Annotated in this window: 16 protein-coding genes; 9 read left to right on the forward strand and 7 right to left on the reverse strand. The window is 65.3% G+C overall.

Annotated features, from left to right (window positions below):
* The first annotated feature begins 134 nt into the window (after nt 1–134).
* The 8 genes from EPK82_RS09700 to fdhA all read left to right on the forward strand — a co-directional run bounded on the left by EPK82_RS09700 (nt 135) and on the right by fdhA (nt 10274).
* Nucleotides 135–434 (forward strand): hypothetical protein, encoded by a 300-nt coding sequence (locus EPK82_RS09700; protein WP_037056501.1) that lies wholly within the window; start codon nt 135–137, stop codon nt 432–434.
* Nucleotides 435–1125: 691 nt separating this feature from the next.
* Nucleotides 1126–2379, forward strand: a complete 1254-nt coding sequence (gene glyA, locus EPK82_RS09705; RefSeq protein ID WP_134676433.1) for a serine hydroxymethyltransferase — start codon at nt 1126–1128, stop codon at nt 2377–2379.
* A 134-nt stretch (nt 2380–2513) separates the two neighbouring features.
* Nucleotides 2514–3764, forward strand: a complete 1251-nt coding sequence (locus tag EPK82_RS09710; RefSeq protein ID WP_037056274.1) for a sarcosine oxidase subunit beta family protein — start codon at nt 2514–2516, stop codon at nt 3762–3764.
* A gap of 187 nt (nt 3765–3951) precedes the next feature.
* Nucleotides 3952–4278, forward strand: a complete 327-nt coding sequence (locus tag EPK82_RS09715) for a sarcosine oxidase subunit delta (RefSeq protein ID WP_037056275.1) — start codon at nt 3952–3954, stop codon at nt 4276–4278.
* Nucleotides 4275–7298, forward strand: coding sequence for a sarcosine oxidase subunit alpha (locus tag EPK82_RS09720; protein ID WP_134676434.1), 3024 nt, complete (start codon nt 4275–4277; stop codon nt 7296–7298). Before EPK82_RS09715 ends, EPK82_RS09720 begins: the two co-directional genes overlap by 4 nt.
* Entirely contained in the window at nt 7291–7920 is a 630-nt protein-coding gene (locus EPK82_RS09725) for a sarcosine oxidase subunit gamma (protein ID WP_134676435.1), read from the forward strand. The genes EPK82_RS09720 and EPK82_RS09725 overlap by 8 nt, the downstream gene beginning before the upstream one ends.
* Nucleotides 7921–8047: 127 nt before the next feature.
* Entirely contained in the window at nt 8048–8911 is an 864-nt protein-coding gene (gene purU / locus EPK82_RS09730) for a formyltetrahydrofolate deformylase (protein WP_047592001.1), read from the forward strand.
* Between the two features lie 163 nt (nt 8912–9074).
* A complete protein-coding gene (gene fdhA, locus EPK82_RS09735; RefSeq protein ID WP_037056281.1) occupies nt 9075–10274 on the forward strand; it encodes a formaldehyde dehydrogenase, glutathione-independent in 1200 nt (399 codons plus the stop codon).
* Nucleotides 10275–10377: 103 nt separating this feature from the next.
* Here the strand turns inward: fdhA and aauR are convergent, their stop codons facing one another.
* The 7 genes from aauR to EPK82_RS09770 all read right to left on the reverse strand — a co-directional run bounded on the left by aauR (nt 10378) and on the right by EPK82_RS09770 (nt 18062).
* Nucleotides 10378–11697, reverse strand: a complete 1320-nt coding sequence (gene aauR, locus EPK82_RS09740; RefSeq protein WP_134676436.1) for a two-component response regulator AauR — start codon at nt 11695–11697, stop codon at nt 10378–10380.
* The gene (locus tag EPK82_RS09745) at nt 11694–13559 is read right to left on the reverse strand and encodes a sensor histidine kinase (RefSeq protein WP_208651112.1); all 1866 of its coding nucleotides are present in this window, start codon (nt 13557–13559) and stop codon (nt 11694–11696) included. The genes aauR and EPK82_RS09745 overlap by 4 nt, the downstream gene beginning before the upstream one ends.
* Nucleotides 13560–13633: 74 nt before the next feature.
* Complete coding sequence (locus EPK82_RS09750) at nt 13634–14368, reverse strand: amino acid ABC transporter ATP-binding protein (protein ID WP_134676437.1); 735 nt, start codon at nt 14366–14368, stop codon at nt 13634–13636.
* Nucleotides 14365–15033, reverse strand: a complete 669-nt coding sequence (locus EPK82_RS09755; RefSeq protein WP_175252709.1) for an amino acid ABC transporter permease — start codon at nt 15031–15033, stop codon at nt 14365–14367. Before EPK82_RS09755 ends, EPK82_RS09750 begins: the two co-directional genes overlap by 4 nt.
* On the reverse strand, nt 15030–15776 hold the full coding sequence (locus EPK82_RS09760) for an amino acid ABC transporter permease (RefSeq protein ID WP_134676438.1): 747 nt from the start codon (nt 15774–15776) through the stop codon (nt 15030–15032). Before EPK82_RS09760 ends, EPK82_RS09755 begins: the two co-directional genes overlap by 4 nt.
* 237 nt (nt 15777–16013) lie before the next feature.
* The gene (locus EPK82_RS09765) at nt 16014–16922 is read right to left on the reverse strand and encodes a glutamate/aspartate ABC transporter substrate-binding protein (protein WP_037056297.1); all 909 of its coding nucleotides are present in this window, start codon (nt 16920–16922) and stop codon (nt 16014–16016) included.
* Nucleotides 16923–17168: 246 nt separating this feature from the next.
* Nucleotides 17169–18062 (reverse strand): acyltransferase, encoded by an 894-nt coding sequence (locus tag EPK82_RS09770; RefSeq protein WP_134676439.1) that lies wholly within the window; start codon nt 18060–18062, stop codon nt 17169–17171.
* A gap of 161 nt (nt 18063–18223) precedes the next feature.
* Between EPK82_RS09770 and EPK82_RS09775 the strand changes: the two genes are divergently transcribed.
* Nucleotides 18224–19462: an HD-GYP domain-containing protein gene (locus tag EPK82_RS09775; protein ID WP_037056302.1), complete on the forward strand. Its 1239-nt coding sequence runs from the start codon at nt 18224–18226 to the stop codon at nt 19460–19462.
* Nucleotides 19463–19500 lie beyond the last annotated feature (38 nt).

Here is a 19500-nt window from a genome sequence, read left to right on the forward strand (position 1 = left end):
TGTCGATGCGTACTGCCGGGTCGGATCCTGAATGACCGTTCGCCGCAGGGAGGGAACTCGTGTCGGCGGATGGTGTTCCCACTACAGAGGGCGGCATCTGGCCCGTCTTCCGCAATCAAGAGAAGGAGTTTCATATGACCTATCGTCACCTGCTCGCCATCGCGCTGCCACTGGTCGTGGCCGTACCCGCCTCCGCCGCCGAGTGGTCCGACAATGCCAAGACCGAGTTCGTGCAGCAGTGCATCGCGGGCGCCCCGGCAGGCTACGAGGAGCCACAGCTGAGGGCGTATTGCGACTGCGCCGCGACCAAGGTCAGTCAGGAATTCAGCGAGGCCGAGCTGCAAGCCATGAGCCGTCAGTCGCCGCCTGATCAGGCCATGCAGCAGCGTCTGGTGAATGCATCCAGCAGCTGCAGCGGCAAGCTCAAGCCTTGAGTCGCATTGAGCAAATAGCACACGCTTGCGCCGGAGCCGCATCGGCTCTGGCCTGGCGCCGGTTTTCCACAGACAGCCCACAGCACTGCTCACAGTATTTGTGCACAAGCAGATGCTATCTCATTGATCCTGCTCGATTTTTGCTCTCGCCTCGGTAAGCCCCGCCAGCACTGGCCTGGGCCGTTAACCGAACAGTCTATGCACAGCTTCATCCACATAATCTGTGCATATCCCCAGCGTTCCTCCCCTTGTCGTCCCGGTCGCAGGTGGACAACTCCGCCCGCGCGCAGCCCTGAGTGGATATCGATCAGTTCAGCGTACGTCAGGCCCTGCGCGGCCCCTGGACTGGTATGGACAGCTTTTCCACAGGCTGTTCCACCGCTTCTGTGTATGTCTCTGGTTGTTAACTTATTGATATTGCTCGGGAAATGACCTGATTTCGGGAGCCCGCGTGGCATCGGCCCTGCGCCCGCTTGTGCACCGCTTATCCACCGAACGATCCCCGTTTTCTGTGCGCAAGAGGCGTCGCCTGGTTGGTGCTTCCGTTTGCGACAGAGGCATGTCGCAAACGAATGCTCTCGCGGCGTTGGCAGGCATTTGAGGGGGCAGGGCCGGCCCTACCATCGCTGCAAATGGGCCTGCCGGCCCGCCCGACCAAGACCGCCGCCAGCAGGCGCGCAGGAGAATCGAGATGTTCAGCAAACAGGACCAGATCCAGGGTTACGACGACGCGTTGCTCGCCGCCATCAATCAGGAAGAGCGCCGTCAGGAAGAGCACATCGAGCTGATCGCTTCGGAGAACTACTGCAGCCAGCGTGTCATGGAGGCGCAGGGCAGCGGCCTGACCAACAAGTACGCCGAAGGCTATCCGGGCAAGCGCTACTACGGTGGCTGCGAGTACGTCGACAAGGTCGAGCAACTCGCCATCGACCGTGCCAAGGAACTGTTCGGTGCCGATTACGCCAACGTCCAGCCACACTCCGGTTCCTCGGCCAACAGCGCCGTCTACCTGGCGCTGCTGAATGCCGGTGACACCATCCTGGGCATGAGCCTGGCCCATGGCGGTCACCTGACCCACGGCGCCAAGGTGTCGTCCTCGGGCAAGCTGTACAACGCGGTGCAGTACGGCCTGAACCCGGCCACCGGCCTGATCGACTACGACGAGGTCGAGCGCCTGGCCGTGGAGCACAAGCCGAAGATCATCGTGGCCGGCTTCTCCGCCTACTCCAAGACCCTCGACTTCCCGCGCTTTCGCGCCATCGCCGACAAGGTCGGTGCCCTGCTGTTCGTCGACATGGCCCACGTCGCCGGCCTGGTCGCCGCCGGCCTGTACCCGAATCCGATTCCGTTCGCCGACGTGGTCACCACCACCACGCACAAGACCCTGCGCGGCCCGCGTGGCGGCCTGATCCTGGCCAAGGCCAACGAAGAGATCGAGAAGAAGCTCAACTCCGCCGTGTTCCCCGGCGCCCAGGGCGGCCCGCTGATGCACGTCATCGCGGCCAAGGCGGTGTGCTTCAAGGAGGCCATGGAACCGAGCTTCAAGGCCTACCAGCAGCAGGTGATCGACAACGCCCAGGCCATGGCCGAAGTGTTCGTCGAGCGTGGCTACGAGGTGGTCTCCGGCGGTACCGACAACCACCTGTTCCTGCTCAGCCTGATCAAGCAGGGGCTGACCGGCAAGGAGGCCGACGCGGCCCTGGGTCGTGCCGGCATCACCGTGAACAAGAACGCCGTGCCGAACGACCCGCAGTCGCCGTTCGTCACTTCCGGCATCCGTATCGGCACGCCGGCCGTGACCACCCGAGGCTTCAAGGTCGCGCAGTGCCAGGCGCTGGCGGGCTGGATCTGCGACATCCTCGATCACCTCGGCGATGCCGACGTCGAGGCGCAGGTCGCCAAGCAGGTGGCCGCACTGTGCGCGGATTATCCGGTGTATCGGTAATTCGCAGGGTGGAAGGCGCTGTTTCCTTCCACCCGCTATCGGTGGATCGATGAGGCGCGATCCACTTCAAGTGACCCTCTCCCCCGGCCTCTCTCCCGCAAGCGTGAGAGGGGAGTAAAAACTGGAGCATGCCCATGCAACGTTATTCCGGCTTCGGCCTGTTCAAGCACTCGTTCAGCCACCATGAGAACTGGCAGCGCATGTGGCGCAACCCGACGCCCAAGCCGGTGTACGACGTGGTCATCGTCGGCGGTGGCGGTCATGGCCTGGCCACCGCCTACTACCTGGCCAAGGAGTTCGGCGTGAAGAACGTCGCGGTGGTCGAGAAAGGCTGGCTCGGTGGCGGCAACACCGCGCGCAACACCACCATCGTGCGCTCCAACTACCTGTGGGACGAATCCGCGCATCTCTACGAGCATGCGATGAAACTGTGGGAAGGCCTGTCCCAGGACCTGAACTACAACGTCATGTTCTCCCAGCGCGGCGTCTACAACCTGTGCCATACGCTGCAGGACATGCGTGATGCCGAGCGTCGCGTCAGTGCCAACCGCCTCAACGGCGTGGATGGCGAGCTGCTCGACGCCAGGCAGGTCGAGGCGGAGATTCCCTACCTGGACTGCAGCAAGAACACCCGCTACCCGATCATGGGCTCCACCGTGCAGCGTCGCGGCGGCGTGGCCCGTCACGATGCCGTGGCCTGGGGCTATGCCCGTGCGGCCGATGCGGCCGGTGTCGACCTGATCCAGAACACCGAGGTGATCGGTTTCCGCAAGCAGAACGGCGCGGTGATCGGCGTGGAGACCAACAAGGGCTTCATCGGCGCCAAGCGCGTCGGCGTGGTCACTGCCGGTAACTCCGGGCACATGGCCGGGCTCGCCGGTTTCCGCCTGCCGCTGGAATCCCACCCGCTGCAGGCGCTGGTATCCGAGCCGATCAAGCCGATCATCGACAGCGTGATCATGTCCAACGCCGTGCACGGCTACATCAGCCAGTCGGACAAGGGCGACCTGGTCATCGGTGCCGGTATCGACGGCTACAACGGCTATGGCCAGCGTGGCTCCTACCCGACCATCGAACACACCCTGCAGGCCATCGTCGAGATGTTCCCGGTGCTTTCGCGGGTGCGCATGAACCGCCAGTGGGGCGGCATCGTGGACACCTGCCCGGACGCCTGCCCGATCATCTCCAAGACGCCGGTGGACAACCTGTTCTTCAACTGCGGCTGGGGTACCGGTGGCTTCAAGGCCACGCCGGGCTCGGGCCACGTGTTCGCCGCCAGCCTGGCCAAGGGGGAGATGCACCCGCTGGCCAAGCCGTTCTCCATCGATCGTTTCCACACCGGTGCACTGATCGACGAGCACGGCGCGGCTGCCGTGGCTCACTAAAACGCGCGTAGCGCAAAACCGATGACCCTCTCCCGCTTGCGGAAGAGGGTGGCCCGAAGGGCCGGGAGAGGGCGGCGCGGCCAGCACCGCACGCCCTCTCCCCCGACCCCTCGCCCACGGGTGGGCGAGGGGAGACCAGATAAACCCCGTTGGCATCTGCGAGCGGGGAGCGTTTCAGGAGGCCACCATGCTGCACATCTTCTGCCCCTACTGTGGCGAACAGCGCTCCGAAGAGGAGTTCCATGCCAAGGGCCAGGCGCATATCGCCCGCCCGCTCGACCCCGATGCCTGCAGCGATGCCGAGTGGGGCGAGTACATGTTCTTCCGCGACAACCCGCGCGGTATCCACCATGAGCTGTGGGTACACGCGGCCGGTTGCCGCAAGTATTTCAACGTCACCCGCCACACCGTGACCTACGAGATCCTCGAGACCTACAAGGTCGGCGAGCAGCCCTCGGTCACCGCAGCCGGCGCCTCCGAGAAGAAAGCCGTGGCAGAAGGAGTAACGGCATGAGCCAGGTCAATCGTCTTGCCAAGGGTGGTCGCATCGACCGCAGCCAGCCGCTGAGCTTCAGCTTCAACGGCCAGAACTATCAGGGCTACGCGGGCGACAGCCTGGCGGCCGCACTGCTGGCCAACGGTGTCGACATCGTCGGTCGCAGCTTCAAGTATTCGCGTCCGCGGGGCATCGTCGCGGCCGGCAGCGAAGAGCCCAATGCCGTGCTGCAGATCGGTTCCCGCGAAGCCACGCAGATCCCCAACGTGCGCGCTACGCAGCAGGCCCTGTACGGCGGCCTGGTGGCCAGCAGCACCAACGGTTGGCCGAGCGTCAACACCGACCTGATGGGCATTCTCGGCAAGGTCGGCGGGGGCATGATGCCGCCCGGCTTCTACTACAAGACCTTCATGTACCCGCAGAATCTGTGGCTGACCTACGAGAAGTACATCCGCAAGGCGGCGGGCCTGGGCCGTTCACCCACCGAGGTCGACCCGGACATCTACGACCAGCTGAACCAGCACTGCGACGTGCTGATCGTCGGCGCGGGGCCGGCCGGCCTGGCTGCCGCACTGGCCGCCGGTCGCAGTGGTGCCCGCGTGATCCTCGCCGATGAGCAGGAAGAGTTCGGCGGCAGCCTGCTCGACACCCGGCAGACCCTCGATGGCAAACCGGCCAGCGACTGGGTGGCCAAGGTGGTCGCCGAGCTGGAGAGCCTGCCGGAAGTGACCCTGCTGCCGCGTGCCACGGTCAACGGTTATCACGACCACAACTTCCTGACCATCCATCAGCGCCTCACCGATCACCTCGGCGAAGTCGCGCCCATGGGCCAGGCGCGCCAGCGCATGCACCGCGTGCGCGCCAAGCGCGTGGTCCTGGCCAGTGGTGCGCACGAGCGGCCGCTGGTGTACGCCAACAACGACGTGCCGGGCAACATGCTCGCCGGCGCGGTGTCGACCTACGTGCGCCGCTACGGCGTGGCGCCGGGCAAGGCCCTGGTGCTGTCGACCAACAACGATTACGCCTACCGCGTGGTGCTCGACTGGCTCGACGCCGGTCGCCAGGTGGTGGCCGTGGCCGACGCGCGCAGCAATCCGCGTGGTACCTGGGTCGAAGAGGCGCGCTCGCGTGGCGTGCGCATCCTCACCGGCAGTGCGGTGATCGAGGCGCGCGGCAGCAAGCGTGTCACCGGTGCCCGTATCTGCGCCATCGACGTCAAGAACCACAAGATCACCAGCCCCGGCGAAGTCGTGGACTGCGACCTGATCGTCAGCTCCGGCGGCTACAGCCCGGTGGTGCACCTGGCTTCCCACCTGGGCGGTCGTCCCGAGTGGCGCGAGGACATCCTCGGCTTCGTCCCCGGTGCGGGCAATGGCATCCAGCAGCGCATCGATGCCGGTGCGGTGAACGGCGTATTCGGTCTCGGCGACGTGCTGGCCAACGGCTTCGAGGCCGGTGCCAAGGCCGCCGCGGATACCGGTTACAAGGCCGTCAGCGACAGCCTGCCGAAGGCCAGCATCCTCAACGAAGACCCGATGCTGGCGCTGTTCCAGGTCCCGCACGAGAAGAACACCGCGCGTGCGCCGAAGCAGTTCGTCGACCTGCAGAACGACGTCACCGCCGCCGGCATCGAGCTGGCCACCCGCGAAGGCTTCGAGTCGGTCGAGCACGTCAAGCGCTATACCGCGCTGGGCTTCGGTACCGACCAGGGCAAGCTGGGCAACATCAACGGTCTGGCCATCGCGGCCCGTTCCATGGGCATCAGCATCCCGCAGATGGGCACCACCATGTTCCGCCCGAACTACACCCCGGTGACCTTCGGCGCCGTGGCCGGCCGTCACTGTGGTGCGCTGTTCGATGCCAAGCGCTACACCGCGATGCAGGCCTGGCATGTCAGCAACGGCGCCGAGTTCGAGGACGTCGGCCAGTGGAAGCGTCCCTGGTACTTCCCGAAGAACGGTGAGGACCTGCACGCCGCCGTGGCCCGCGAGTGCCTGGCGGTGCGCAACAGCGTGGGCATTCTCGATGCCTCCACCCTGGGCAAGATCGACATCCAGGGCCCGGATGCGCGCGAGTTCCTCAACCGCGTCTACACCAACGCCTGGACCAAGCTGGACGTGGGCAAGGCTCGCTACGGCCTGATGTGCAAGGAAGACGGCATGGTCTTCGACGACGGCGTGACCGCCTGTCTGGCCGACAACCATTTCGTCATGACCACCACCACCGGCGGCGCGGCGCGCGTGCTCGAGTGGCTGGAGATCTACCACCAGACCGAGTGGCCGGAACTGAAGGTGTTCTTCACCTCGGTCACCGACCACTGGGCCACCATGACCCTGTCCGGCCCGAACAGCCGCAAGCTGCTGGCCAAGGTCACCGACATCGACCTGGACAAGGACGCCTTCCCGTTCATGAGCTGGAAGGAAGGCCTGGTCGGCGGCGTGCCGGCGCGGGTGTTCCGCATCTCCTTCACCGGCGAGCTGAGCTACGAGGTGAACGTGCAGGCCGACTACGCCCTGGGCGTGTGGGAGCAGATCATCGAGGCGGGCAAGGAATTCGACCTGACCCCCTACGGCACCGAGACCATGCACGTGCTGCGCGCCGAGAAGGGTTTCATCATCGTTGGCCAGGATACCGACGCCTCGGTGACGCCGGACGACCTCAACATGGGCTGGTGCGTCGGCCGCACCAAGCCGTTCTCCTGGATCGGCAAGCGTGGCATGAACCGCGACGACTGCCTGCGTGAAGACCGCAAGCAGCTGGTCGGGCTGAAGCCGGTCGACCCGAACAAGGTGCTGCCGGAAGGTGCGCAACTGGTGTTCGACCCGAAACAGTCCATCCCGATGCAGATGGTCGGCCACGTCACCTCCAGCTACATGAGCGCGGCCATGGGTCACAGCTTCGCCATGGCCGTCGTCAAGGGCGGGCTCAAGCGCATGGGTGAGCGGGTGTTCGCCCCGCTGGTCGATGGCAGCGTGATCGAAGCCGAAATCTGCAGCTCCGTGTTCTATGACCCGAAAGGGGATCGCCAGAATGTCTAACGTCAACCTGTTCCTACAACGTCCCGCCGACATCGCCGGGCAATCCCCGCTGCATCACGCCGGCCTGCACGAGCTGGCCGGCAAGGGCAGCAAGAGCGCCGGCGTGACCCTGCGCGAGAAGAAGCTGCGCGGTCATCTGGTGATCCGTGGCGACGCCAGGGACGCGGCGTTCTCCGGTGGCATCCACAAGGCCGTCGGCCTGGAACTGCCGGTGGCGCTGACCCTGGTGGCCGATGGCGACACCTCGCTGCAGTGGCTCGGCCCTGACGAATGGTTGCTGATCGTGCCCGGCGGCACCGAGTTCGACGTCGAGCGCAAGCTGCGCGAGGCGCTGGACGGCCAGCTGTTCTCGGTGGTCAACGTCAGCGGCGGGCAGACCCTGCTGCAGCTCTCCGGGCCCAAGGTGCGCGAGATGCTGATGAAGTCCACGTCCTACGACGTGCACCCGAGCAACTTCCCGGTCGGCAAGGCGGTGGGCACCGTGTTCGCCAAGTCGCAGCTGGTGATTCGCCATGTCGGCGAGGACACCTGGGAGCTGGTGATCCGGCGCAGCTTCGCCGACTACTTCTGGCTGTGGCTGCAGGATGCCTGCGCCGAGTACGGGTTGGCGGTCGAGGCTTGATATCCAACGGCTCCCTCTGGGGAGGCGGGAAGGGCAGACCGCGTTGACTCGGATAGCCCTCTCCCCGACCCCTCTCTCATGAACGGGAGAGGGGTGAACAGCAACGGAGTTTGTCTCGGAGATTGTTATGGGCCGCACCCCCGATACCTGGATTCTCACCGCTCACTGCCCGAGCGTGCTCGGCACCGTGGACGCGGTGACGCGCTTTCTCTTCGAGCAGCACTGCTACGTCACCGAGCACCACAGCTTCGATGATCGGCTGTCGTCGCGCTTCTTCATCCGCGTGGAGTTTCGTCAGCCGGATGGCTTCGACGAGCAGGCCTTCCGCGACGGCCTGGCCGAGCGCCTGGCGCCGTTCCAGATGCAGGTCGAGCTGACCCCGCCGGGCTATCGCGCCAAGGTGGTGCTGATGGTCTCCAAGGCTGACCACTGCCTCAATGACCTGCTCTATCGCCAGCGCATCGGCCAACTGGCCATGGACGTGGTGGCGGTGGTCTCCAACCACCCGGACCTCGAGCCGCTGGCGCGCTGGCATGGCATTCCCTATCACCATTTCCCGCTCGATCCGGCCGACAAGCCGGCGCAGGAGCGCAAGGTGCTCAAGGTGATCGAGGATACCGGTGCCGAACTGGTGGTGCTCGCCCGCTACATGCAGGTGCTGTCGCCCGAGCTGTGCAAGAAGCTCGATGGCTGGGCGATCAATATCCATCACTCGCTGCTGCCCGGCTTCAAGGGCGCCAAGCCCTATCACCAGGCCTACCAGAAGGGGGTCAAGCTGGTCGGTGCCACGGCGCACTACATCAACAACGACCTCGATGAGGGGCCGATCATCGCTCAGGGCGTGGAGGCGGTGGATCACGCCCATTACCCCGAGGACCTGATCGCCAAGGGGCGTGACATCGAGTGCCTGACCCTGGCGCGTGCGGTCGGTCATCACATCGACCGCCGTGTGTTCCTCAACGCCAACCGCACGGTGGTGCTCAACGCCTGAGGACGGATCACCGGTAACCCGGACGCAAACCGGGGAAATTCTCGCTCACCGCCCTGCCAGGCTTTACCGGCGGTGACCGGCAACAGACGAAAGAAGCTCCAGTGCAAGGCCGCGTGGCCCTTCGGTCGCGCCTTGTATCCACAAAAAGAAAGGAGAGTTACGCATGTCTGGTAATCGTGGTGTGGTTTATCTCGGTGCGGGCAAGGTCGAAGTGCAGAAGATCGACTACCCGAAGATGCAGGACCCGCGCGGCAAGAAAATCGAGCACGGCGTCATCCTGAAAGTCGTTTCCACCAACATCTGCGGCTCCGACCAGCACATGGTGCGCGGCCGTACCACCGCTCAGGTCGGCCTGGTGCTGGGCCACGAGATCACCGGCGAGGTGATCGAGAAGGGCCGCGACGTCGAGCGCCTGCAGATCGGTGATCTGGTTTCCGTTCCGTTCAACGTCGCCTGTGGCCGTTGCCGCTCCTGCAAGGAACAGCACACCGGCGTCTGCCTGACCGTCAACCCGGCGCGTGCCGGTGGCGCCTACGGTTACGTCGACATGGGCGACTGGACCGGTGGCCAGGCCGAATACGTGCTGGTGCCCTACGCCGACTTCAACCTGCTCAAGCTGCCGGACCGCGACAAGGCCATGGAGAAGATCCGCGACCTGACCTGCCTGTCCGACATCCTGCCGACCGGCTACCACGGTGCCGTGACCGCCGGTGTCGGTCCGGGCAGCACCGTCTACGTCGCTGGCGCTGGCCCCGTCGGCCTGGCCGCGGCCGCCTCGGCGCGCCTGCTGGGTGCCGCCGTGGTAATCGTTGGCGACCTCAACCCGGCGCGTCTGGCGCATGCCAAGGCCCAGGGCTTCGAGATCGCCGACCTGTCCAAGGACACCCCGCTGCACGAGCAGATCGCCGACCTGCTGGGCGAGCCGGAAGTCGATTGCGCCATCGATTGCGTGGGCTTCGAGGCCCGTGGTCATGGCCACGAGGGGGCCAAGCACGAGGCACCGGCCACCGTGCTCAACTCGCTGATGCAGGTGACCCGCGTCGCCGGCAAGATCGGCATCCCCGGCCTGTACGTGACCGAAGATCCGGGCGCGGTCGATGCCGCCGCCAAGATCGGCAGCCTGAGCATTCGCTTCGGCCTCGGCTGGGCCAAGTCGCACAGCTTCCACACCGGCCAGACCCCGGTGATGAAATACAACCGTGCGCTGATGCAGGCCATCATGTGGGACCGCATCAACATCGCCGAAGTGGTGGGCGTGCAGGTGATCAACCTGGACGACGCGCCGCGTGGCTATGGCGAGTTCGATGCCGGGGTGCCGAAGAAATTCGTCATCGACCCGCACAAGACCTTCAGCGCAGCCTGAGTTTCACGGCCCTGGGCGCATTGGTCCGCGCCTTTTTCGGGAGCCTGCGGGCTCCCTTTTTTCCTTTGCCAGGTTCATGAGACGCCGGGGGCGATAGCCGCGCCTACAGGCCGTACTTCTTCACCTTGTCGAACAGCGTGGTCTTGGCCATGCCCAGCGTCTGCGCGGCCTGGCTGAGGTTGCCGGCGTGGCGTTCCAGTGCAGCGCTGAGCAGGCTGCGTTCGAAGGCTTCCACGGCCTCGTTGAAGCCCAGCGTGTTGTTGTCGGCCTGGCCGCTTTTCTTGAACACCGGCAGGCCGAGGGCGAAGCGCTCGGCGACGTTGCGCAGTTCGCGCACGTTGCCTGGCCAGTCGTGGGCGCTGAGCGCGGCCAGGGTCTGGCGGTCCAGCTCGGGCACGGCGCGGTCGAAACGCAGCGCCGCCAACTGCAGGAAGTGCTCGAACAGCAGGGCGATGTCCTCGCGGCGCTCGCGCAGTGGCGGCAGTTCCAGGGTCACCACGTTCAGCCGGTAGTACAGGTCGCTGCGGAACTCGCCACGTTTGCCCAGTTCATCCAGGTCGGACTTGGTCGCGGCGATCACCCGGCAGTCGACGGCGACCGACTGGTTCGAACCGAGGCGTTCCAGGCTGTGCTCCTGCAGGACGCGCAGCAGCTTGATCTGCAGGTTGAGCGGCATGCTCTCGATTTCGTCGAGGAACAGGCTGCCGCCGTCGGCGTGCTCGATCTTGCCGATGCGGCGTTTGCCGGCGCCGGTGAAGGCATGCGCCTCGTGGCCGAATATCTCGCTCTCGAACAGGCTTTCCGGCAGGCCGCCGCAATTGAGCGCGACGAACTGCTTGCTCTGCCGCCGGCTGAAGTCGTGCAGGCAGCGGGCGACCAGTTCCTTGCCGGTGCCGGTTTCGCCCTCGATCAGCACGTTGGCGTTGGTGTCGGCGACGTTGGCGATCAGCTCGCGCAACTGCTGCATGGCCGACGAGCGGCCGATGATGCGCTGCTCCAGTGCCTGGCGCCCGGCCAGCTGGCGGCGCAGGGCGCTGACCTCGCGGGCCAGGGCGCGCTGCTCCAGGGCGCGGCGGGCGACGTCCACCAGGCGTTCCGGCGAGAACGGCTTCTCCATGAAGTCATAGGCGCCGTCACGCATCGCCCCCACGGCCATGCCGATGTCGCCATGGCCGGTGATCAGTACCACCGGCAGGCTGGCGTCGCGTTGCTTGAGGCGCGTCAGCAGCTCCAGGCCATCGATGCCGGGCAGGCGGATATCGCTGACGACGATGCCGGCGAAGTCGCTGTCGACCTGGGCCAGGGCTTCCTCGGCGCTGCTCACGCCGATGCTGGGAATGTCTTCCAGGGCCAGGGCCTGCTGGCAGCCGAGCAGCACATGGGGGTCGTCTTCGACGATCAGGACGGTGAGGCGGTCGCTCATGCTTGTGGCTCTCGCGGATAGGGCAGGCTGAGGACGAAGGCGGTGCCGCCTTCTTCCGGGTGGCGCACGGTGAGGCTGCCACCGGCGGCGGCGGCGAGGCTGGCCGAGAGAGTCAGGCCGAGCCCCAGGCCCTGTTCGCCCGGCTTGGTGGTGAAGAAGGGTTCGAACAGATGGGCGCGGGTTTCCGGCGCGATGCCGGGACCGTTGTCGCGGATTTCCAGCAGGTAGTGCTCGGCTTCGGTGTTGCCGCTCAGCCAGATATGCCGGTCGCCTTGCGCTTGCAGCGCGTCGACGGCGTTGCTGATCAGGTTGACCAGGATCTGTTCCAGGCGAATCTGCTCGATGGCCAGGCGCGCCTCGGCGAACTCCTGGTGGATCTTCACCCGGGTGCGCTGCAGGCGCGGATGCAGCAGCAACAGCGCGGCGTCCACCGCCTGCTGCAGCGAGGCTTCGCCCTGGTCGCCGGCGCGGCGGGCGAAGGCGCGCAGGCTGGCGGTGATCTTGCCCATGCGGTCGACCAGCTCGGCGATGTTCTGCAGGTTGCTGCTGGCGACATCCAGCGCGCCGCGCTGGAGAAAGCGCACGGTGTTGGCCGACAGCGTGCGCAGGGCCGCCAGTGGCTGGTTGAGCTCATGGGCGATGCTGGTGGACATCTGCCCGATCACGGCCAGCTTGCCGGCCTGGACCAGCTCGTCCTGGGCCTGGCGCAGAGTGGTTTCGGCCTGCTCGCGCTCGCTCACTTCCGCCAGCAGGCGCGCGTTGCTGGCCTGCAGGTCGGCGGTGCGCTCGGTGATCTTGCGTTCCAGTTCGTCGTTGGCCGCCTGCAGCGCTTCGCGTGCGGCCAGGCGGGTGGCGATGACCTTGCGCCGCTCGTTCCAGGCGATCAGCAGGAAGGCCAGCAGCGCGCAGGCCACCGCCGCCAGCAGGGCATTGAGCAGGGCGGCGCTGCGCTGCTCCTGCAGCGGGCTGAGCAGCGTCAGGTGCCAGGGCGTGTCGACCAGCGGGCGAGTCTGCAGCAGGTAGCGGGTGATGCTGCCGTCGTGGTCGAGGCTGATCTGTTCCAGGCCGTCGCCGAGCGCTTCACGCCCGGCGAACTGCAGCTCCTCCAGCGCCGCCCAGTGATACTGCAGGCTGCGCGCCAGGCGCTCGCGGCTGGCGTCGTCCAGCGCCTGCACGGCCTTGAGCCGGCGCTCCGGCTTGCTGGAGAGGATGATGATGCCGTTCTCGTCGCTGACGTAGGCTTCCAGGTGGGCGCGCTGCCAGCGCTCTTCGAGGGTGTCCAGGCGCACCTTGACCACCGCCACGCCGATCACTTTGCCGTCTTCGCGCAACCCGTGAGACAGGTAGTAGCCCGCCTCGCCGGTGGTGCTGCCGATGCCGTAGAAGCGGCCGGCCTTGCCCTGCACGGCATCCTGGTAGTAGGCACGGAACGACAGGTCCTCGCCGAGGTAGCTGTCGGCGCGGTCCCAGTTGCTGGTGGCGATGACCCGCCCGTCCAGGTCGAGCACGTAGATGGCCAGGCTGCCGCTGCGCTGGTTCAGCCCGGCCAGGTACTGGTTGACGTGATGCCTGCGGTACGCCGTGGGGAACTGCAGCAGGCGCGAGACGTTGCCTTCCAGCTCCAGCAGGCTGGGCAGGTAGGTGTATTTGGTGATCTCGCTTTCCACCGCGCGGGCATTCAGTTCGAGCTGGCGCTCGCCGCTTTCGGCCAGCGTCTGGATACCGCTGCGGTCACTCAGCAGATAGGCCGCATAGCCACTGCCAAGCACCAGCAGGAGGAGCAGGCAGGCCAGCGAGAGATGGCGAAGCAGGCGCGTTTTCACGATCAGGTCGGCGTGAGTACTGGCGGGCAGGCATTGCATCACAGTCATCCCTGTCTGGCCAGATGAGCGCCGCGCCGGGTGCGGCGTGCGCACCCGGCGGCGTCCGTGGGCGCTCAGTGCTGGAGGATCTTCGCCAGGAACTGCTGCGCGCGTTCGGAGCGGGCATTGATGTCGCCGAAGAACTCTTCCTTGGCGCAGTCCTCGACGATCTGCCCGCGGTCCATGAAGATCACCCGGTCGGCGACCTTGCGTGCGAAGCCCATTTCGTGGGTCACGCACATCATGGTCATGCCTTCCTGGGCCAGCTGCACCATCACGTCGAGCACCTCGTTGACCATCTCCGGGTCGAGCGCCGAGGTGGGTTCGTCGAACAGCATCACCACCGGGTCCATGGCCAGCGCACGGGCGATCGCCACGCGCTGCTGCTGGCCGCCGGAGAGCTGGCCCGGGTGCTTGTGCGCGTGGGCGGCGAGGCCGACACGGTCAAGCAGGGCCAGGCCCTTCTCGGTGGCCTCGTCCTTGCTGCGGCCGAGCACCTTGACCTGGGCGATGGTGAGGTTCTCGGTGATCGACAGGTGCGGGAACAGCTCGAAGTGCTGGAACACCATGCCGACGCGCGAGCGCAGCTTGGGCAGGTTGGTCTTCTTGTCGGCGATGGAGGTGCCGTCGACCACGATGTCACCCTGCTGGAAGGGCTCCAGCGCGTTGACGCACTTGATCAGGGTCGACTTGCCCGAACCCGACGGGCCGCAGACCACGACCACTTCGCCCTTCTTCACTTCTGTGCTGCACTCGGTCAGCACCTGGAAGTCCCCGTACCACTTGTTGACGTTCTTGATGGCAATCATACGGCTAACCTTTTCTGCAGAAGCTTGACCAGTTGCGAGGCGGCGAAGCTGACGGTGAAGTAGACCAGGCCGGCGAAGATCAGAAACTCGTGGGGCTGGCCGATGATGTCGCCACGCGAGCGGGCGGCGTTGAGGAAGTCCATCAGGCCCACGGTGTACACCAGCGAGGTGTCCTGGAAGAGAATGATGCTCTGCTGCAGCAGCAGCGGGGTCATCTTGCGGAAGGCCTGCGGCAGGATGATCAGGCGCATGCTCTGCGCGTAGCTCATGCCCAGCGCCGAGGCGGCGCCCATCTGGCCCTTGGGGATGGCCTGGATGCCGGCGCGGACGATCTCGCAGAAATAGGCGGCCTCGAACATCACGAAAGCCACCAGGCAGGAGCTGAACGCCCCGACCGGCGTGTCCTCGCCGGTGATCCAGCGCAGGATGAAGGGCACCGCGAAGTAGAACCAGGTGACCACCAGCAGCAGCGGGATCGAGCGGAAGTAGTTGACGTAGGTGGCGGCGATGTTCGCCAGCAGCCGGCTGTGCGACAGGCGCATCAGGGCCAGCAGGGTGCCCAGCACCACGCCGCCGAGCACGCCGAGGACCATCAGCTGCAGGGTGATCAGCATGCCTTCCCACAGCCCCGGCAGCGCCGGAACGATCTGGCTGAAGTCCATCACTTGCCTCCTACGGAAATCAGGCCCGGCACCGCGACCTTCTTCTCGATCAGGCGCATCAGCAGCATCAGGCTCATGTTCAGGGTGAAGTAGATCAGCGTGGCCAGGGTGAAGGCCTCGAACAGGTTGGCGCTGAACTCGGCGGTCTGCTTGGTCTGCGCCAGCAGCTCCATCAGGCCGATCAGCGAGGCCACCGAGGAGTTCTTGAAGATGTTGAGGAATTCGCTGGTCAGCGGCGGGATGATGATGCGAAACGCCTGTGGCAGCAGCACGTCCCGGTAGATCGGCGGCAGGCGGAACCCCAGCGCGTAGCCGGCGGCCAGCTGGCCCCTGGGCAATGCCTGGATACCGGTGCGCACCTGTTCGCAGACCCGCGCCGCGGTGAACAGGCCGAGGCACACGACGACCGAGAGATAGGCCGAGGTGGCCGGGTTGAGGTCCTGCTTGAACCACAGCTCCAGGGGTTCCGGCAGCAGGTCCGGCACCAGGAAGTACCAGAGGAACAGCTGCACCAGCAGCGGCACGTTGCGGAAGATTTCCACGTAGGCGGTGGCCAGGCCGGACAGCCAGCGGTTCGGCAGGGTACGCATGACGCCGAGCAGCGCGCCGAGCGCCAGGGCGATCAGCCAGCCTGCCAGGGCGATGGCGATGGTCCAGCCCAGGCCGGTGACGAACCAGTCCAGGTAGGTCTCGCTGCCGATGCCGGTGGACTTGAAGTAGATGCCCCAGTCCCAGTTGTAATTCATTGCAACTTTCCCCTCTGCTGAGGAAACGATCTGCTGCGCGTCGGCTCTGCTGTGTCGAAGGCAGATGCTCGCTGGCGAGATCGTGAATACGTTGGCGAAGCGCGAAAGCGGGCGACAGTTCCCCGTATCCGCGTGGGCGGATGGTCTCGGCTTCGTCAGGAATTAGGTTGGGGAGGCCGCAGGCCTCCCCGGAGTCCCCGCGCCGTCACGCCTCGTGAGCGTGGCGGCGCATCACCGTCAAATCTGTTCTGCGGATTTGTCGGTCGGGTTGGCGATCAGCTGCTTCAGCTCGTCGCTCATGGGGAAATTCAGGTTCAGGCCCTTCGGTGGGACGGGCTGCTGGAACCACTTGGCGTAGATCTCGTTGATCTCGCCGGAAGCGAAGGTGTCGCTGATGGCCTTGTCGACCACCTTCTTGAAGGCCTCGTCGCCCTTGCGCAGCATGCAGCCGTAGACCTCGAAGGACTGCGGCGTGCCGACCACGCTCCAGTCGTCAGGCTTCTTGGCCTTGGCCATCTCGCCGGCGAGCAGGGCGTCGTCCATCATGAAGGCCACGGCGCGGTTGGACTCGAGCATCAGGAAGGACTCCCCGTGGTCCTTGGCCGAGATCACGTTCATGCCCATCTGCTTCTCGGCATTCATCGACTTGATCAGGCGCTCGGAGGTGGTACCGGCGGTGGTCACCACGTTCTTGCCCTTGAGGTCGCCGAAATCCTTGATGCCGCTGCTGTTCCTGGCCAGCAGGCGGGTGCCGACCTCGAAGATGCCGACGGAGAAGTCGACCTGCTGCTGGCGTTCGACGTTGTTGGTGGTGGAGCCGCATTCCAGGTCGACGGTGCCGTTCTGCACCAGGGGAATACGGGTCTGCGAAGTCACCAGGTTGTAGCGTACCTTGAGGTCAGGCAGGCCCAGTTCCTGTTTCAGCGCCTCGACCACTTTCAGTTGCAGATCGTGGGAGTAGCCGATGGGTGTGCGCGAGTTGTCGCCGAAGTAGGAGAAGGGGATGGAGGAGTCGCGGTGGCCCAGGGTGATGGTGCCGGTGTCCTTGATCTTCTTCAGGGTGCCGGTCAGCTCCTCTGCGATGGCCGGAGTGGAGAGAATGGCTGCAGCGACGGCCACGCTCAGTACACGGTGGAAGGTACGCATGAATCGAGTCCTCGGTATTGTTGTTGTGATGGCGTGCTCACGCCACTTTGCTCACGGAAGGTCTATCGCATTCCTGAGGGGGACTTGAGCAGGTTGCATGCCAGCGCTTTCGAGGACCTTGTATTTATTTCAAGTGATTGATTTTAAAGAAATTAAACTTATTGCCCGAGCGGGGCGAGATGCCTGTTCGTTCGACCTTCCGACCATCGCGCTGCGCGGCATTCGGAAAACCGAACGACAAGCCGGTCATGGCTGGGCGTCGTGGCGCAGGTCGGCGATGCGCGCGTCCTTGGCCTGCCACAGCGCGGACACCCAGTCCTGCATCTGCTGGCGGAAGGCGGGGTCGTTCTCGTAGTCGCCGCGGCACAGCGTCGGGTCGAGAGGCAGCGTGCGGATGTCGACGATGACCTTCGCGACCTGGCCGCTGAGCAGGTCCCAGAAGCCTGGTACCTGCTGGTCGGGATAGACCAGGGTCACGTCCAGCACGGCGTCCAGCTGCTCGCCCAGCGCGGCGAGGACGAAGGCCACGCCACCCGCCTTGGGCTTGAGCAGATAGCGGTACGGCGACTGCTGCTGCGCCTGCTTGGCCGGGGTGAAACGGGTGCCTTCCAGGTAGTTGACCACGGTGACGGGCAGGCGCTTGAACTTCTCGCAGGCCGCCTTGGTGATCTCCAGGTCCTTGCCCTTCATGTGCGGGTTCTTCTCCAGGAATGCCCTGGAATAGCGCTTCATGAAGGGGTAATCCAGCGCCCAGAAGGCCAGGCCGAGGAACGGCACCCAGATCAGTTCCTGCTTGAGGAAGAACTTGAAGTAGGGCGTCTTGCGGTTGAACGCCTGGACCAGCGCGGGAATGTCGACCCAGGACTGATGGTTGCTGATCACCAGGTAGGAGCAGTCCTGGCGCAATTCGGCATTGCCGCGAATGTCCCAGCGGGTCGGGGTCAGCAGGGCGAAGATGCGCTTGCAGTTCTCGGCCCAGAATTCGGCGACCCACATCACGCCGCGCGAGCAGGCGTCGCGCGCGGCCTGGCCGGGCAGCACGAATTTGCCCAGCGCGATCAACAGCAACGGGCCGATCAGGATCAGGGTGTTGGCGAGTAGCAGAACGACGTTCGCAAGGCCGGTCAGCAGGGGGCGCATGTCGACTCCATGGCAGGCGGTGAGCGGCCATCTTATGCAAGCGCGACGCTTTGCTCAAAGCGCTGCTGACTGGCCTATTGCCAGTTGAGAGGCTATATACCCATGAGCCTCATCGGAAGTAGCCTGGTCAGGGAAGGCATTCTCATCTTTCGGTACATGCCATGCTCAAACGGATCGCCGTCACCGATCTTCGTGTCGGAATGTTCATCCAGGAATTCTGTGGTTCGTGGATGGATCACCCCTTCTGGAAATCCAAGTTCGTCCTCAACTCCGAAAAGGATCTCGCACGCATTCGCGACAGCGCGATCAGCGAACTGTGGATCGACGTCAGCAAGGGGGCTGACGTCGCCGCCGGTGTGCAGGCCGCCACCGAGGCCGAGGTCGAATGCGAGGCACAGGCCCGCCTGCTGGCCGCCATCGAGCCACCCAAGGTCAGGAACCTGTCGATGGAGCAGGAGCTGGAGCAGGCGGTCAAGCTCTGCGCGCGCTCCAAGCAGGCAGTGGTGGACATGTTCAGCGATGCACGCATGGGCCAGGCGCTGCAGTTCGATCAGGCCGAGTCGCTGGTGGAGGAGATCTCCCAGTCGGTGATGCGCCACCCCAATGCGCTGATCAGCCTGGCGCGGCTCAAGCACAGCAACGAATACACCTACATGCACTCCGTCGCGGTGTGCGCGCTGATGATCGCGCTGGCCCGTCAGCTCGGCCTGCCCGAGGCGGCCGTGCGCGAGGCGGGGCTGGCCGGCCTGCTGCACGACATCGGCAAGATGGCGGTGCCGCAGGACCTGCTGGACAAGCCCGGCAAGCTCACCGACGGCGAGTTCGCCGCCGTGCGCAAGCACCCGGAGGAGGGCGGCAACATCCTCATCGCCAGCAAGCAGGTCAGCGCGCTGGTGCTGGATGTCTGCCTGCACCACCACGAGAAGATCGACGGCAGTGGCTACCCCCATCGCCTGCAGGGCGAGCAGATCAGCCTGCTGGCGAAGATGGGCGCGGTGTGCGATGTGTACGACGCCATCACCTCGAACCGTCCGTACAAGGCGGGCTGGGACCCGGCGGAGTCGATCCGCAAGATGGCCGAGTGGAAGGGCCACTTCGACGAGCTGGTGTTCCAGGCCTTCGTCAAGACCGTCGGCATCTACCCGGTCGGCGCGCTGGTGCGCCTGCAGAGCGGCCGCCTGGCCGTGGTCATGGAGCAGAACCCCAAGGCGTTGCTGGCGCCCAGGGTCAAGGTGTTCTTCTCGGCCAAGTCGCGCGTGCCGTTGCCGCAGAGCGTCGTCGATCTGAGCAAGATCACCGATCAGGACCGTATCGTCGGGCGCGAGTCCGCCGAGGAGTGGGGCTTCGAGCGCCTCGACGAGCTGTGGACCGGGATGGAGCTGGAAGGCCGCGGGCGCTAGCGCCTGAGGATGTAGCATGCGGTAACGCTTGGCGGGGA

Origin of the sequence: Ectopseudomonas khazarica (assembly GCF_004521985.1) — a bacterium.
In the GTDB taxonomy this organism is placed as follows: domain Bacteria; phylum Pseudomonadota; class Gammaproteobacteria; order Pseudomonadales; family Pseudomonadaceae; genus Aquipseudomonas; species Aquipseudomonas khazarica.

Excerpts from the sequence above, each read along its gene's own strand:
- EPK82_RS09700 (WP_037056501.1), top strand. The coding sequence starts at position 135 with ATGACCTATCGTCACCTGCTCGCCATCGCGCTGCCACTGGTCGTGGCC.
- glyA (WP_134676433.1), top strand. The coding sequence starts at position 1,126 with ATGTTCAGCAAACAGGACCAGATCCAGGGTTACGACGACGCGTTGCTC.
- EPK82_RS09710 (WP_037056274.1), top strand. The coding sequence starts at position 2,514 with ATGCAACGTTATTCCGGCTTCGGCCTGTTCAAGCACTCGTTCAGCCAC.
- EPK82_RS09715 (WP_037056275.1), top strand. The coding sequence starts at position 3,952 with ATGCTGCACATCTTCTGCCCCTACTGTGGCGAACAGCGCTCCGAAGAG.
- EPK82_RS09720 (WP_134676434.1), top strand. The coding sequence starts at position 4,275 with ATGAGCCAGGTCAATCGTCTTGCCAAGGGTGGTCGCATCGACCGCAGC.
- EPK82_RS09725 (WP_134676435.1), top strand. The coding sequence starts at position 7,291 with ATGTCTAACGTCAACCTGTTCCTACAACGTCCCGCCGACATCGCCGGG.
- purU (WP_047592001.1), top strand. The coding sequence starts at position 8,048 with ATGGGCCGCACCCCCGATACCTGGATTCTCACCGCTCACTGCCCGAGC.
- fdhA (WP_037056281.1), top strand. The coding sequence starts at position 9,075 with ATGTCTGGTAATCGTGGTGTGGTTTATCTCGGTGCGGGCAAGGTCGAA.
- aauR (WP_134676436.1), bottom strand. The coding sequence starts at position 11,697 with ATGAGCGACCGCCTCACCGTCCTGATCGTCGAAGACGACCCCCATGTG.
- EPK82_RS09745 (WP_208651112.1), bottom strand. The coding sequence starts at position 13,559 with ATGCAATGCCTGCCCGCCAGTACTCACGCCGACCTGATCGTGAAAACG.
- EPK82_RS09750 (WP_134676437.1), bottom strand. The coding sequence starts at position 14,368 with ATGATTGCCATCAAGAACGTCAACAAGTGGTACGGGGACTTCCAGGTG.
- EPK82_RS09760 (WP_134676438.1), bottom strand. The coding sequence starts at position 15,776 with ATGAATTACAACTGGGACTGGGGCATCTACTTCAAGTCCACCGGCATC.
- EPK82_RS09765 (WP_037056297.1), bottom strand. The coding sequence starts at position 16,922 with ATGCGTACCTTCCACCGTGTACTGAGCGTGGCCGTCGCTGCAGCCATT.
- EPK82_RS09770 (WP_134676439.1), bottom strand. The coding sequence starts at position 18,062 with ATGCGCCCCCTGCTGACCGGCCTTGCGAACGTCGTTCTGCTACTCGCC.
- EPK82_RS09775 (WP_037056302.1), top strand. The coding sequence starts at position 18,224 with ATGCTCAAACGGATCGCCGTCACCGATCTTCGTGTCGGAATGTTCATC.